12 protein-coding genes are annotated in these 13023 nt (G+C 64.0%); 7 read left to right on the forward strand and 5 right to left on the reverse strand.

The genetic code is table 11. The features are described 5' to 3' along the window. Window positions 1-79 precede the first annotated feature (79 nt). From ASD76_RS02180 to ASD76_RS02200, 5 genes are all read right to left on the reverse strand, one after another. Window positions 80-520 (reverse strand): MucR family transcriptional regulator, encoded by a 441-nt coding sequence (locus ASD76_RS02180; RefSeq protein WP_055917839.1) that lies wholly within the window; start codon window positions 518-520, stop codon window positions 80-82. A 146-nt stretch (window positions 521-666) separates the two neighbouring features. Further along, on the reverse strand, window positions 667-1125 hold the full coding sequence (gene rimI / locus ASD76_RS02185) for a ribosomal protein S18-alanine N-acetyltransferase (RefSeq protein WP_055917842.1): 459 nt from the start codon (window positions 1123-1125) through the stop codon (window positions 667-669). Next, window positions 1122-1739, reverse strand: a complete 618-nt coding sequence (gene tsaB / locus ASD76_RS02190) for a tRNA (adenosine(37)-N6)-threonylcarbamoyltransferase complex dimerization subunit type 1 TsaB (protein WP_055917845.1) — start codon at window positions 1737-1739, stop codon at window positions 1122-1124. Before tsaB ends, rimI begins: the two co-directional genes overlap by 4 nt. A gap of 11 nt (window positions 1740-1750) precedes the next feature. Next, window positions 1751-2344, reverse strand: coding sequence for a malonic semialdehyde reductase (locus ASD76_RS02195; protein WP_055917848.1), 594 nt, complete (start codon window positions 2342-2344; stop codon window positions 1751-1753). Further along, complete coding sequence (locus tag ASD76_RS02200; RefSeq protein ID WP_055917851.1) at window positions 2344-2919, reverse strand: NifU family protein; 576 nt, start codon at window positions 2917-2919, stop codon at window positions 2344-2346. Before ASD76_RS02200 ends, ASD76_RS02195 begins: the two co-directional genes overlap by 1 nt. A gap of 232 nt (window positions 2920-3151) precedes the next feature. Here ASD76_RS02200 and ASD76_RS02205 point away from each other — a divergent pair, with 232 nt between their 5' ends. From ASD76_RS02205 to ASD76_RS02235, 7 genes are all read left to right on the forward strand, one after another. Then, window positions 3152-6097, forward strand: coding sequence for a M16 family metallopeptidase (locus ASD76_RS02205; RefSeq protein WP_055917854.1), 2946 nt, complete (start codon window positions 3152-3154; stop codon window positions 6095-6097). A gap of 82 nt (window positions 6098-6179) precedes the next feature. Then, window positions 6180-7550: a class II 3-deoxy-7-phosphoheptulonate synthase gene (locus ASD76_RS02210; protein WP_055917856.1), complete on the forward strand. Its 1371-nt coding sequence runs from the start codon at window positions 6180-6182 to the stop codon at window positions 7548-7550. A gap of 90 nt (window positions 7551-7640) precedes the next feature. Continuing rightward, window positions 7641-8876, forward strand: coding sequence for an ergothioneine biosynthesis protein EgtB (gene egtB, locus ASD76_RS02215; RefSeq protein ID WP_055917859.1), 1236 nt, complete (start codon window positions 7641-7643; stop codon window positions 8874-8876). Continuing rightward, window positions 8876-9862, forward strand: coding sequence for an L-histidine N(alpha)-methyltransferase (egtD, locus tag ASD76_RS02220; protein WP_055917862.1), 987 nt, complete (start codon window positions 8876-8878; stop codon window positions 9860-9862). Before egtB ends, egtD begins: the two co-directional genes overlap by 1 nt. Then, the gene (locus ASD76_RS02225) at window positions 9859-10794 is read left to right on the forward strand and encodes a DUF5996 family protein (RefSeq protein WP_055917865.1); all 936 of its coding nucleotides are present in this window, start codon (window positions 9859-9861) and stop codon (window positions 10792-10794) included. The genes egtD and ASD76_RS02225 overlap by 4 nt, the downstream gene beginning before the upstream one ends. A gap of 42 nt (window positions 10795-10836) precedes the next feature. Beyond that, window positions 10837-11508 carry a TIGR02281 family clan AA aspartic protease gene (locus ASD76_RS02230; RefSeq protein ID WP_055917868.1) on the forward strand — a complete coding sequence of 224 codons (672 nt, stop codon included), beginning with the start codon at window positions 10837-10839 and terminating at the stop codon, window positions 11506-11508. A gap of 61 nt (window positions 11509-11569) precedes the next feature. Further along, the gene (locus ASD76_RS02235; RefSeq protein ID WP_055917873.1) at window positions 11570-12943 is read left to right on the forward strand and encodes an MFS transporter; all 1374 of its coding nucleotides are present in this window, start codon (window positions 11570-11572) and stop codon (window positions 12941-12943) included. The last annotated feature ends 80 nt before the right edge of the window (window positions 12944-13023 follow it).

The following is a 13023-nucleotide window of genomic DNA, read 5'->3' on the forward strand; positions in this document are numbered from 1 at the left end:
CCTCTAAGCCACGACTGTCTGGGCAGTCGGCCCCGCCACTATGGAAGCAGCGAGGCCCTTTTTCAACCGCCGGACGAAATCAGGCGACGACCTTTTTCCGCCGTCCGCGACGCTGGCCGGGCTTGCGGCCGAGGCCGATTTCCTTGGCGAGCACGCGACGCTTTTCCGCATAGTCGGGCGCGACCATCGGATAGTCGGCCGGCAGGTTCCAGCGTGCGCGATATTCGGCGGGGGTAAGCCCGTGATCCGTCATCAGGTGGCGCTTGAGCATCTTCATCTTCTTGCCGTCTTCCAGGCAAACCAGATGATCGGCCTTTACCGAAGCGCGAACCGAAACAGCCGGCTGCAGCTTTTCTTCGGGCTGCGGCGCCGAACCAAGACTTGCGAGCGCACCATAGACATTCTGGATCAGAGCAGGGACATCATCGACTGAAACGCTGTTGTTGCTCACATGCGCTGCAACGATGTCAGACGTGAGAGTGATAAGCGTCTCGGAGAGATCGCTTTCGATTGTAGCCATGGGGAATCCTTCTTCGCGACTCGTCTCTATTGCCGCAAATTTGTCATGTGCGGAGACGGAGGGGCACTTGCCCCTTCCGAAGGTCGTTTACAAGAGTGGGAGTCGAAAATTCTTGACCGTTTTAGTTGAAGTCTTCGCCGATTGCGTCATTTTTTGTGGAGTACGAAGGTAATCGCATCGAGAGGTGTTCCCATCCCGCGGCGGTAATAGTGCTTTCGGCGGCCGACATTGTCGAAGCCGTACTTTCGATAGAGTGATTCGGCCGAATTGCCGTCGCGCATTTCAAGAAACAACCGAACCGCGCCACGGTCTTGAGCCGTTTCGATAAAGCGCTGCATCAGGATCGAACCGATGCCTTTGCCTTGGTGGGCGGGGTCGACGGCGATCAGTAGCAATTCTTCTTCGTCCGCTGCGCCGCGAGATAGTGCAAAACCGGCCGCCTGCTGGCCCTCTTGCGGGTCGGAGCCGTCGATGCCTGCAAGCAAGTAGTACGTATTGGGCATGACCAACGCATCGCCAACTTGGCCGCGGCTCCAGGCCTCGCCGTATGCGGGGTCAAAAGCCGCATCCATCACGTGCATTATTCGATCGAGGTCGTCGATCATGTGGTGCTCTGGGGAAGTCGAGCGTCGGGCGGGCGACCGTAGAGTGGCGCAAGAGTTGACGTGAACAACGCAGTCGGAAGCAGCAAAAGGCTGCGCGCGTCGGGCAGTAACGGTCGCGCATCGCCATCCCCGCGCAATTCGACAAGCGCTTCAGACTGATTGCCGGCGACTGACGGATGGCGAGCAAACAAGGCAGCCTTTTCGGGAGTCAGCGAGACCAGTTCATCTTCCGGTCGCCCGGATCCGTCGAAGTTTTGCACGAACCATTCGCCGTGTCCGCCTGTCGTGCAGACGGTGACAGGACCGGGCCTTTGCTGTTGGGCCATTGCTGCGATCAAGGCGAGGGTTGGATAGCCAGAAACGTCTGCGCCCCATGCGAGACCCAGGGCCCGTGCCGCCGCAAGCCCGATGCGGACGCCGGTAAAGCTTCCCGGGCCTAGCGAGACGACTACGCGGTCGGCCCGACCTTTGCCGGGAAGCGCGGAGATCATCGGTACCAGCCGCTCGACATGGCCGCGGCCAATTGTCTCGTACGAACCTTCCAATAGCTCGCCGTCTTCGAACAACGCCGCCGAACAGGCTTCCGTTGCGCTATCGATCGCCAGGGTCAGCACGGTCGACCTTGTCAGAGCAGGCGATTGAAGGTGTCGAAGTCCGGCCGGGGGCCGCGTGGACGCAGGCTGTCCCTGTCACCGTAACCGATCGCGCAGATGAAGTTCGACTTCCAATGCGGCTCTTCGGCGAAGAACTCGGCGTCGACCGCGGCATTGTCGAACCCCGACATCGGTCCGCAATCGAGCCCGAGCGAACGGGCCGCGAGGATCAGATAGGCCCCTTGCAGCGTGGAATTACGGAAGGCTGAAGTCTCGCGCGCGGCGGCATCGCCGGTGAACCAGCTGCGCGCATCGGTGTGCGGGAACAGCCACGGCAAGTGCTCGTGAAACTCCAGGTCCATGCCGACGATAACGCAGACCGGAGCGCTGCGGATCTTGTCTTTGTTGCCGGCAGAGGAGAGCTCAGCCAGCCGGTCACGCGAAGCCTGCGATTTGCACCAGATCAGCCGAACCGGCTGCTGATTGGCCGAGGTCGGCCCCATCTTCACCAGGTCCCAGATCGCGTGGATCTGTTCATCGCTTACATCGCGGTCGAGGAATTTGCTGAAGCTTCGGGCTTCGCCGAAGATCTGATCCAGTGCGGCGTCGTCGAGCGGCGCGGGCATCACGCGGCCCGGACTTCGGTCACCTCGGGCACGTAATGCTTGAGCAGGCCTTCGATCCCGTTCTTGAGCGTAGCGGTCGAGCTGGGGCAGCCAGAGCACGCGCCCTGCATGGCCAGGTACACTACGCCATCACGGAAGCCGCGGTAGCGGATGTCACCGCCGTCGTTGGCGACGGCCGGGCGTACGCGAGTCTCGATCAGTTCCTTGATCTGGTCGATGACCTCGGCGTCGGCCGGATCGTCTTCCATCGCGTCTTCATCGCTGGGTACGGCGATATCCGCGGCGCTTCCACTCATGAACAGCGGAGCCTGGCTGACGAAATGGTCGAGGAGCACGGCAACGACTTGCGGCTTGAGGGCCGACCAGTCAGCTCCGGGTGCAGCGGTCACCGACACGAAGTCCTGTCCGAAGAACACGCCGGTCACTTCGCCGGTATCGAACAGGGCCTGCGCCAGCGGGCTCGCCTCAGCGTCTTCGGGCGAAGCGAAATCGCGAGTGCCCGAGGGCATGACGCGCTGGCCGGGGAGGAACTTCAGCGTCGCCGGATTGGGCGTGGTTTCGGTCTCGATGAACATGGCCGCGATGTAGGGAGTCGGCGTGCCGCTAGCAAGCTTGGGTGAGTGCTAGACCAAGGGCATTTATTTACGTCCGACAACTCGCGCTTCGACCCGTACTCCGGCGAGGGGGTGAAAAGACCTAGGGCAATTCCCCACTTGTAGGAAAGGGAACAATGTCCAACTCCTCCGTTATGAGGATCATGACCGCTATTCACTGTCCCTTCATCCCACGCGGGCCTATTTCCCGGCCATGACATTTTCGCTGCGCGCGATGCGCGCCTTTTCCCCGCTTCTGCTGCTGGCTTCGGTCCCCCTTGCTGCGCAACAGGCCCCCGTCGCTATCGCACCTGCTGCTGCCGACACCGCGCAGCCGCGGTACACCCAGCCGGACGATCCGTGGATCTATCGCGGTACCGATATTCCGGTCGACAAGGAGTGGTTGTTCGGGGAGCTGCCGAACGGGGTACGCTATGCGGTTCGCCGGAACGGTGTTCCGCCGGGCCAGGTGTCGATGCGAATTCGCGTCGACGCGGGTTCGCTGCACGAAAACACTTCTGAACAGGGCTTCGCGCACCTGATCGAGCACCTCGTCTTCCGTGAATCCAAATATCTCAAGAACGCAGAGGCGATTCCGCACTTCCAGCGCCTCGGGGCGAGCCTGGGCAATGACACCAATGCGATCACCAGCCCGACGCAGACGGTCTATCAGCTCGACCTGCCCAACGCCCAAGGCCCTGTCCTGGACGAGAGCATTCGCCTGTTTGCCGGCATGATCCGCGAGCCGAAGCTGAGCGCGTCAAACCTTTCGGCCGAAGTGCCGATCGTGCTTGCAGAGCGGCGGGAGCGGAATGGTCCCGAACGGCGCATTGCCGAGGCAACCCGTGAAGTGCTGTTCGCCGGGCAACGCCTCTCCGAACGCAACCCGATCGGCCAGGTCGAAACGCTGCAGGCCGCCACTCCGCAGGCCGTGCAGGCGTTCCACAAGCGCTGGTATCGCCCGGACAAGACCGTGGTGGTCATCGTCGGCGATGCCAATCCGTTGCGGTTGGCGGCGCTGGTCGAAGAGAACTTCGGCGACTGGAAGGCACCGGGCCAGCCTACGCCTGATCCCGATTTCGGCGTTCCCGCTGCCCCTGCCGGGGCCGATCCGACCAATCCAGTGGGCGAGACCCGTGTACTGGTGGAACCGGGCCAACCCCGCTCGCTGACTTATGCAGTCATGCGTCCGTGGCACCAGGTGACCGACAACATCGAATACAACCGCGGCCTGTTGATTGACTCGATTGCCGAGGCGATCGTCAACCGCCGGTTGGAGACCGCCGCGCGAGCGGGTGGAAGCTACCTCTACGCCGGGGTCGAGAACGAGAAGACCAGCCGGTCGGCCGACGCCACTTATGTCTCGGTCGCGCCGCTCACCTCGGACTGGCAGGCCGCACTAACCGATGTACGGGCGGTGATTGCCGATGCCATCGCCACTCCGCCGAGCCAGGCGGAGATCGATCGCGAACTGTCCGAATACGACGTTATCTTCGCCAACATGGTCGAACAGCGCCGGATTCAGGCCGGCTCCAAGCTGGCCGATGACATCGTCAACGCGGTCGACATTCGCGAGGCCGTGGCCGCGCCGGAAACGATCCTCGAAGTGTTCCGCTCGATGCGCGACCGCTTCACTCCGCAAGCTGTGCACGAACATACGCGCGACTTGTTCGAAGGCGTCGTCGTGCGCTCCTTGTACCTCACGCCTGAAACCGGCGAGGCTGATGCCGCGGGTTTGCGGACCGCGATGCTCGCCAAAGTCGACGGCAATGGCAACGAACGGGCATCCGCCGAAGCGATTTCCTTCGCCGACTTGCCGCCGATCGGAGAACCGGTGGCGCCGTCGGTCCGCGGGCCGCTTGGTGTATTCGATTCGACTTACATCGATGATGTCGAAGGCATCGCCTTCCCGAACGGCGTCCGCGCTTTGCTCTGGCCGACGGCCAACGAGCCGGGTCGTGCCACGGTCCGGGTGCGCTTTGGCGGCGGCCTGCAGGCCTTCAAGCCGGAGGAAGGCGCCTACGTCCAACTCGGCCAACTCGCGTTGGTGGGATCCGGACAGGGTTCGCTGGGCCAGAACGAGCTCGAACTTCTCGCTGCGGGGCGCAAGTTCAGCTTCGACTTCCGGATCGAGGAAGGGTCCTTCGTCTTCGAGGGTCTGACTAGGGCCGAGGACGTCGCCGACCAGCTCTACCTGTTCGCGTCGAAGCTTGCCTCGCCGCGCTGGGATGCCGCGCCGGTGGAGCGGGCGAAGGCCAGCATGCTGCTCTCCTATGGCACTTACGGCGGCAACCCGAGCGGCGTGATCAATCGCGACCTCGAATGGCTGCTCAATGACAAGGATCCGCGTTACCAGACGCCCGACGCGGCCATGCTCCAGACCGCTACGCCCGAAGGCTTCAAGCAGGTCTGGTCGCGGCTGCTGGCTCAGGGGCCGATCGAAGTCGACGTGTTCGGCGATTTCAAGCGCGATGAAGTGGTCGAAGCGCTCTCGCGCACGTTCGGCGCGCTTCCGCCGCGCGAAGCCGTGTCGCCGACAATGCTCGCGAGCACACCTGGCTTCCCCGAAGCGAACAAGGATCCGGTGATCTTGACCCATCGCGGCGAGCCGGACCAGGCTGCGGCGGTGATCGCTTGGCCCACCGGGGGCGGTTCGGCTGGATTGCCCGAAAGCCGAAAGCTGGAAGTGCTCGCCGAACTCTTCTCCAATCGCCTGATGGACGAGATGCGCGAAAGGGCAGGGGCCAGCTATTCGCCCTACGTTGGTTCCAGCTGGCCGCTCGATGTGCAGAGTGGCGGACGTATTCTGGCGCTGGCACAATTGCCGCCGGAACAAGTGCAGGCCTTCTTTAACGCCGCGGACGAGATCGCCAAGGACCTGGCCACCACTGGCCCGACTGCCGACGAGATCGCCCGAGTGAAGGAACCCAAGCTCCAGCTGCTCAACCGCATCCAGACCGGTCACACGTTCTGGCTCAGCCAGCTCTCGGGCTCCGCGTTCGATCCCAATCGGCGCGAGTATCTCGGCTCTCTGATGCGCGACTACACGGAGGTCACTCCTGAGGAAATTCGCGCCTTGGCTGCCCGCTACTTCGGCAACTACAGCGGTTTCCGTCTTGCGGTCCTGCCGGAGAACGGAGCGCCTTCCACCGGGCGCTAAGGCGATTGCACATGTAACATTTGCAAGCAGGGCCGGCGGAGCGTAGTTGCCCGGCCCTCCTAGGATTAGCTGGAATTTCGACGTGAAGAACTGGACTCCCGAGGGCTGGAAGCAGCACGAGGCGAAGCATTTACCCGTTTACGAAGACGCCGCGGAGCTTGCCGAGGCCGAAGCGACCATGGGAAACTTCCCACCGCTGGTCTTTGCCGGGGAAGCGCGCGACCTCAAGGCGCAACTGGCTGACGTAACCGCCGGGCGCGGTTTCCTGCTCCAGGGCGGCGACTGCGCCGAGAGCTTCGCCGAGTTCCATCCGAACAACATTCGCGACACGTTCCGCGTGCTGCTGCAGATGGCTGTGGTGCTGACGTTCGCCAGCAAGCTGCCGGTGGTGAAGGTCGGACGCATGGCCGGCCAGTTCGCCAAGCCGCGCAGCGCGCCGACCGAGACCGTGGGTGACCTGACGCTGCCGAGCTACCTCGGCGACAATATCAACGGCATCGAGTTCACCCCGGAATCGCGCCGTAACGATCCGCAGCGCATGATCCGCGCCTACAGCCAGTCGGCCGCGACGCTCAACCTGCTGCGCGCGTTCGCCAGCGGCGGCTATGCCAACCTGCGCCAGGTGCACCAGTGGACGCTCGAGTTCATGGGCCGTAGCCCGTGGGCCGACCGTTTCGCCGATGTCGCCAACCGCATCAGCGAAGCGCTCGACTTCATGCAGGCTTGCGGCGTCGATCCGGAGACGGTGCCGCAGCTCAAGACGACCAACTTCTACACCAGCCACGAAGCGCTGCTGCTCCCCTATGAGCAGGCGATGACGCGGCAGGATTCGCTGACCGGCCAATGGTACGACACCAGCGCCCACATGCTGTGGATCGGTGACCGCACACGGTTCGCCGGTAGCGCGCATGTCGAATACCTGCGCGGCGTCGGCAATCCGATCGGGATGAAGTGCGGGCCGAGCCTCGAGCCGGACGCGTTGCTCAGCCTGCTCGACACGCTCAACCCGGCGCGCGAGGCGGGCCGCATCACGCTGATCAGCCGCTTCGGTGACGACAAGGTCGAAGCCGGCCTGCCGCGCCTGGTGCGCGCGGTGCAGCGCGAAGGACACCCGGTGGTGTGGAGCTGCGATCCGATGCACGGCAACGTGATCAAGACCAACACCGGCTACAAGACCCGGCCATTCGACCGTATCCTCAACGAGGTGCGTGGGTTCTTCGCGGTCCACCGCGCCGAAGGCACGCATGCGGGCGGCATCCACATCGAGATGACCGGTCAGGACGTCACCGAATGCACCGGCGGCGCAGTGGCGATCACCAACGAAGGGTTGGCCGACCGCTACCATACGCACTGCGATCCGCGGCTCAACGGCCCGCAGTCGCTGGAGCTGGCGTTCCTGCTGGCCGAGATGCTCAATCTCGAAGCAACCGTGCGCCAGAAGGACGCGGCCTGAAGCTTTTCAGGAACATGACGGTGGGTTGAGGGCTTTTCTTTCCGAGCTCGGTCGGTCATCCTAGGCCGATCGAGGCCTGGGAGTTCTGAGTTGCCCGAAGCCCAACGCCAGCGGACCACCGCCGCACCTGATCTCGCTTCACGCTACGCCGCCACCCGGCGGCTGAGCGAAGCGCTCGTAGAGTCGCTCTCAGAAGCGGACGCCACGATCCAGTCCATGCCCGACGCCTCTCCGGCGAAGTGGCACCTGGCGCATACCACCTGGTTCTTCGAGACCTTCCTGCTGCGCGACAGGCTGCCGGATTATCGGCTGTTCGACGGGCGCTGGCCGTTCCTGTTCAACTCGTATTACGAGTCAGAAGGCGACCGCCTCATGCGCCCGCGACGGGGCATGCTCACGCGCCCCACGCTGCGCGAAATCCTCGACTGGCGTGTCCACGTGGACGAGGCAATGCGGGCACTGCTGGACGATCCGGCCCACGCTTCGCTGATCGAACTGGGCATCGCGCATGAGCAGCAGCATCAGGAATTGCTGCTGACCGACATCAAGCATGCGCTGTTCCAGAACCCGCTCGGGCCGGCGATGTGGGATGCTCGGGAAGCTGGGGCGCAGACCGGGGACGCGGCCCCCGATTGGTACGAACACCCCGGCGGCATCGCGCTCATCGGACACGGCGGAGAGAGCTTCGCGTTCGACAACGAAGGGCCGCCGCACCGCGTCTTGCTCGAACCGTTCGCGCTGGCTGGGCGCTTGGTGACCAATGGCGAGTGGCAGGCGTTCATCGACGATGCCGGCTACCGCACCGCCTCCCTGTGGCTGTCCGACGGCTGGGACTGGGTCCGGCGAGAGCAAATCGTCGCGCCGCTTTACTGGCGGGACGGAGAGCATTTCACTCACGCCGGCTTTCAACCTCGCCGTTCCGAGGCACCGGTGTGCCATATCTCCTACTACGAGGCCGACGCCTTCGCTTCCTGGGCCGGTGCGCGTTTGCCGACCGAGTTCGAGTGGGAAGCGATCGGCCTCTCGCACGACCCTACAGGGGGCAACCAGATCGACGAGGCCTCGCCGCCACTGCCCACCGGCAGCACGGGCCTGTTCGGAGACTGCTGGCAGTTCACCCGCTCCGCCTATCTCCCCTATCCCCGCTTCGCCCCGGCCGAGGGCGCAGTCGGGGAATACAACGGCAAGTTCATGTCGGGGCAGTGGGTGTTGAAGGGAGCAAGCTGCGCCACCGTCAGGGGGCATTCTCGAGCCAGCTACCGCAACTTCTTCTACCCGCAGCAGCGCTGGCAGTTCACCGGCCTGCGACTGGCGAAGGATCTGTGATGAGTACCGGACAAGGCCTGGCGTTAGTCGAGCTCGATGAAGACGGTGTCGACCGTGCGTTCCGCGAACAAGTGCTCGAAGGCCTGAGCCAGGACCCCAAGGCGATCCCCGCGCGGTGGCTCTACGACGATGCCGGGTCTGAGCTGTTCGAAGCGATCACGCGCTTGCCGGAGTACTACCTGACGCGGGCAGAGACCGAGATCCTGACCGATCATTGCAGCGACTTCCGCCGGTTGATCGAGCCGGGAAGGGTGGTGGTCGAGTTCGGTTCGGGTTCCTCGATCAAGACCCCGCTCCTGCTCGGATGCATCGATCCCGCAGCTTACGTGCCGCTCGATATCTCGGGCGATTTTCTCCGCGCCGCCGCGGCCGATCTGGCGGGCAAGTTCCCCGGCCTGCCGATCCATCCGGTCGAGGCTGACTTCATGAAGGCGGTCACGCTGCCGCAGGATGTTGCTGCCATCCCCAAGCTCGGCTTCTTCCCAGGGTCGACCATCGGCAACATGGTCGCCCGCACCGCAGTCGATCTGCTGCGCTCGATGCGCACGACGCTGGGCGGGGATTCGCTCCTGCTGATCGGGATGGATCTGGTGAAGGACATTGCCGTCCTCGAAGCCGCCTACGACGACGCACAGGGCGTGACGGCCGAGTTCAACCTCAACCTCGCCCGGCGAATAAACCGCGAGCTAGGCGGCACGATCTCGCTCGACAAACTGCGCCACGTCGCCTGCTGGAACGACACTTACGCCCGTATCGAAATGCACTGGGAGGCGACCGAAGAACTGGACTTCGAAGTCTCTGGCCAACGGTTCACCCTGGCGCGGGGCGAGACCATCCACACCGAAAACAGCCACAAATTCGACCGGCGCAGCCAGTACACTCTATTGCTCGCTGGCGGCTGGACGCCGGTGGAACGCTGGCTCGATTCCGAGGGCCGCTTTTCGCTGCTACTGGCCGAAGCGACCCGCCCACGAAACGCGCCGTGAGCAACTGGCCGAAACTCGACTACGTCGCCGACAAGGGCACGATCGAAACGCTGCATCTGCTGCTGCAACTGATCGGCAAGCTGCCAGTGAGGCTGCATCCCTGGATCAACCACGGCTGGCACGTCGCCCTGCGGCTGACCCCGAGCGGCGCCATGACCCGCAGCTTGCCAGCAGGCGGGCGTTACTTTGCGGTCGAGTTAGATTTCCTCGAGGGAGCGATCAGGGTGGACTGCGGCAACGGCTTTCAGTCGGTCCTCCCTGTGGCGGGGAAGTCAATTGCTCGGGTCCACCGGGAACTCAGCGAATTGTTGGAGAAACTGGCGCTGCCGGCACCCCTGTACGGCGCCCCGAACGAATTGCCCGATCCCATTCCTTTCGCCGAAGACGAGCGGCCGCGCGAATGGGACCCGGACGCTGCCCGGCGGCTCCACGGGGCGTTCCTGTGCGCTGACCGCAACTTCAACCTGTTCCGCTCGCTCTACCTTGGCAAGTCGTCGCCCAGCCATCTGTTCTGGGGGAGTTTCGACCTCGCCGTCACCCGCTTCTCCGGCCGTGGTGCGCCCGCTCACCCTGGGGGCGTTCCCAACCTGCCGGATGACGTCACGCGTGAGGCTTATAGCCACGAAGTGATCAGCGCGGGCTTCTGGCCCGGTGGAGGAGGGTTCGACGAGGCGGCATTCTATGCTTACGCCTATCCCACGCCGCCTGGGCTGGCAGGCCAGCCAGTGGGTCCTAAGGCCGCGTTCTGGAAGACCGAACTGGGCGAGTTCATCCTGCCCTATGCTGCTGTCAGGGAAGCGTCCGATCCCGACTTCGAGGTGCAGCGCTTTCTCCGCTCGACCTTTGCTGCCGCAGGTAGCCTGCTCGAATGGCCGAAAGGGCTGGTCATCGATCTGCCGCCTTCGGTCGGTCATCCACCGCATTCGACCTAGACCCTCATCGCAAATCGAATTGGGGCGCATTATATCGCCGTGATGGATCTAGCGCCGGTCTGGGAACAACTCGTCCATAGCCTGCATCAGGTGCCGCGCTCCGGCCTGCTCATGGCCGCGGTGGGCGCCATGCTGCTCGGCGTGCTCGGGTCTCTGCTGGTGCGGTATGTCCCAGCGTTCGGGAAGAGCTTGCGCATGGCGAGCACGTTTGGGCTGGTGGCCGTCCTGCTCGTCGTGGTGCTGCAAATCTCGCGCATGGATCCGCGCTTCGAGCTGGCGATGCCCGAACTCGGCCTGCCGGAACAAGTGGTCGAAGGCGCAGAGACCCGCGTCCGCCTCGCCCCCGACGGTCACTTCTGGCTGCGTGCCGAGATCAACGGAGAACCAGCGAATTTCCTGGTCGATACAGGCGCGACTCTGACCGCGGTGTCGTCCGAGACTGCATCGGCGGCCGGGCTGGAGCCGCGCGAGGCTGGGCTGCCGGTACGCATGCAGACGGCCAATGGCGCAGTCTCAGCTGACCTTACGACCATCGACGAACTGCGCTTCGGCAATGTGGCTGCCCGCGGGCTCGACGCGATCATCGCGCCGGGATTGGGGCCGACCAACGTGATCGGCATGAACCTTCTCTCGCGCCTCGCTTCGTGGCGGGTCGAGGGCGACACGATGATCCTGGTGCCGCACAACCCACAGCCACCGATAGAGGCGCGTTGACCTGAGCCGCGCGCGCGGCCACTCTGCTGTGAAAGGACAAAGTCCTGCCGGAGAGGGACGCATGGCTGAAACTGGTGCTGGCGCACGCTTTGACGTCGCCGCCTTCATAGACGACCGACCGATCGGCTGGCGCGAGATCACCACCCTGGTCGTGGTTTCGATCGTGCTCTTCATCGACGGCTTCGACATGTACTTCTTCGGCAAGATCCTGCCCGCGGTGGCGGAGGGTCTGGGAGTGACTCCGGCGGGGATGGCCGGGGTGGTGACGGCGCAGCAGGTGGGTATGGCCATCGGGGCCTTCCTGATGCCGCCGCTGGCCGACAAGATCGGGCGCAAACCGGTGCTGGCGATTTGCCTTGTGTCGTTCGGCATCCTCTCGCTGTGGACCGCCTATTCGACGACTCCGACGATGATGGCTTGGCTGCGCGGCATCTCGGGCATCTTCTTTTCGGCGATGCTGCCGATCTCGCTCGCCTTCCTCGCCGAAATGACCCCGCGTCGTCATCGCGCCTCGTTCATGGCCATCGCGCTGGTATGCTTCTCCGGCGCGAACGTCGCCAGCGGGGCGATGACCGCGTGGATGCTCGACATCTACGGCTGGCAGATCGGCTTCTGGCTCGGTGGCCTGTTGCCCCTGCTCGGGCTGCCGCTGCTGCTGTTGGTGCATGAATCGCTGCCGTTCCGAGTGGCCCGCAATCCCGCCGATCCGCATATCGCCACCACGCTCCGGAAGATCGATCCGCATGTCGGCTTGACGGGCGGTGAGGCCTTCCATCTCGGCGTAACCGCCAAGCCGGTCGAACAGAAGGGACCGCTGGCGATGTTCAGTGCGCCTTATCGCCTCAAGACCGCGATCCTGTGGTGTGCCTGCTTCCTGGCAATGGGCAATATTGCCTTGCTGGCCAACTGGCTGCCGACTTACTTCCAGGAGCTCGGCGGCGTGCCGATCCAGGAGTTCGCCAAGTACATGATGATCGGCTTCGTCGGCGGGGCCTTCGGCACGCTTTCGATGGGCTGGTGGATGGACCGGGTGAACCCGCATATCCTGATCGCGACGTTCTTCTTCGTCGACGCACTGGCGATCGCCTCGCTCGGGTTCCTGCCGGTGGGCACGGTTATCTTCGTCGTCGGGCTGGTGGTGTGGAACTACTGCCAGGTGGGCGGACAGACCGGGATCAATACCATCGCCACACTGGGATATCCGCCCGAGATGCGCAGCAGCGGGATCGGCTGGGCCGGCGGCTCGGGCCGGATCGGCGGGATCGCTTTCCCGGCTGCCGGGGCGTTCGCGCTGCAGGCCATGCTGCCGCTGCAGACGATCATGGTCGTGATCGCCATCCCGGCCGTGCTCGTTGCCGTTTTGATACTGTGGCTGGGAGTTGTCGAGCGACGCAGTCCGTCGGCGGAGCCGCGGCTTGAGGCAGCCACGGCTTAGAGCCGATACCCCTCCGTCACGCGCCTTCGGCGCGTGCCACCTCCCCGAGACAAGCTCGGAGAGGATCTTGGAAAAGCGAG

The sequence above is a fragment of the Altererythrobacter sp. Root672 genome, assembly GCF_001427865.1.
Taxonomy (GTDB): Bacteria; Pseudomonadota; Alphaproteobacteria; order Sphingomonadales; family Sphingomonadaceae; genus Croceibacterium_A.

Excerpts from the sequence above, each read along its gene's own strand:
- ASD76_RS02180 (WP_055917839.1), bottom strand. The coding sequence starts at position 520 with ATGGCTACAATCGAAAGCGATCTCTCCGAGACGCTTATCACTCTCACG.
- rimI (WP_055917842.1), bottom strand. The coding sequence starts at position 1,125 with ATGATCGACGACCTCGATCGAATAATGCACGTGATGGATGCGGCTTTT.
- ASD76_RS02195 (WP_055917848.1), bottom strand. The coding sequence starts at position 2,344 with ATGCCCGCGCCGCTCGACGACGCCGCACTGGATCAGATCTTCGGCGAA.
- ASD76_RS02200 (WP_055917851.1), bottom strand. The coding sequence starts at position 2,919 with ATGTTCATCGAGACCGAAACCACGCCCAATCCGGCGACGCTGAAGTTC.
- ASD76_RS02205 (WP_055917854.1), top strand. The coding sequence starts at position 3,152 with ATGACATTTTCGCTGCGCGCGATGCGCGCCTTTTCCCCGCTTCTGCTG.
- egtD (WP_055917862.1), top strand. The coding sequence starts at position 8,876 with ATGAGTACCGGACAAGGCCTGGCGTTAGTCGAGCTCGATGAAGACGGT.
- ASD76_RS02230 (WP_055917868.1), top strand. The coding sequence starts at position 10,837 with ATGGATCTAGCGCCGGTCTGGGAACAACTCGTCCATAGCCTGCATCAG.
- ASD76_RS02235 (WP_055917873.1), top strand. The coding sequence starts at position 11,570 with ATGGCTGAAACTGGTGCTGGCGCACGCTTTGACGTCGCCGCCTTCATA.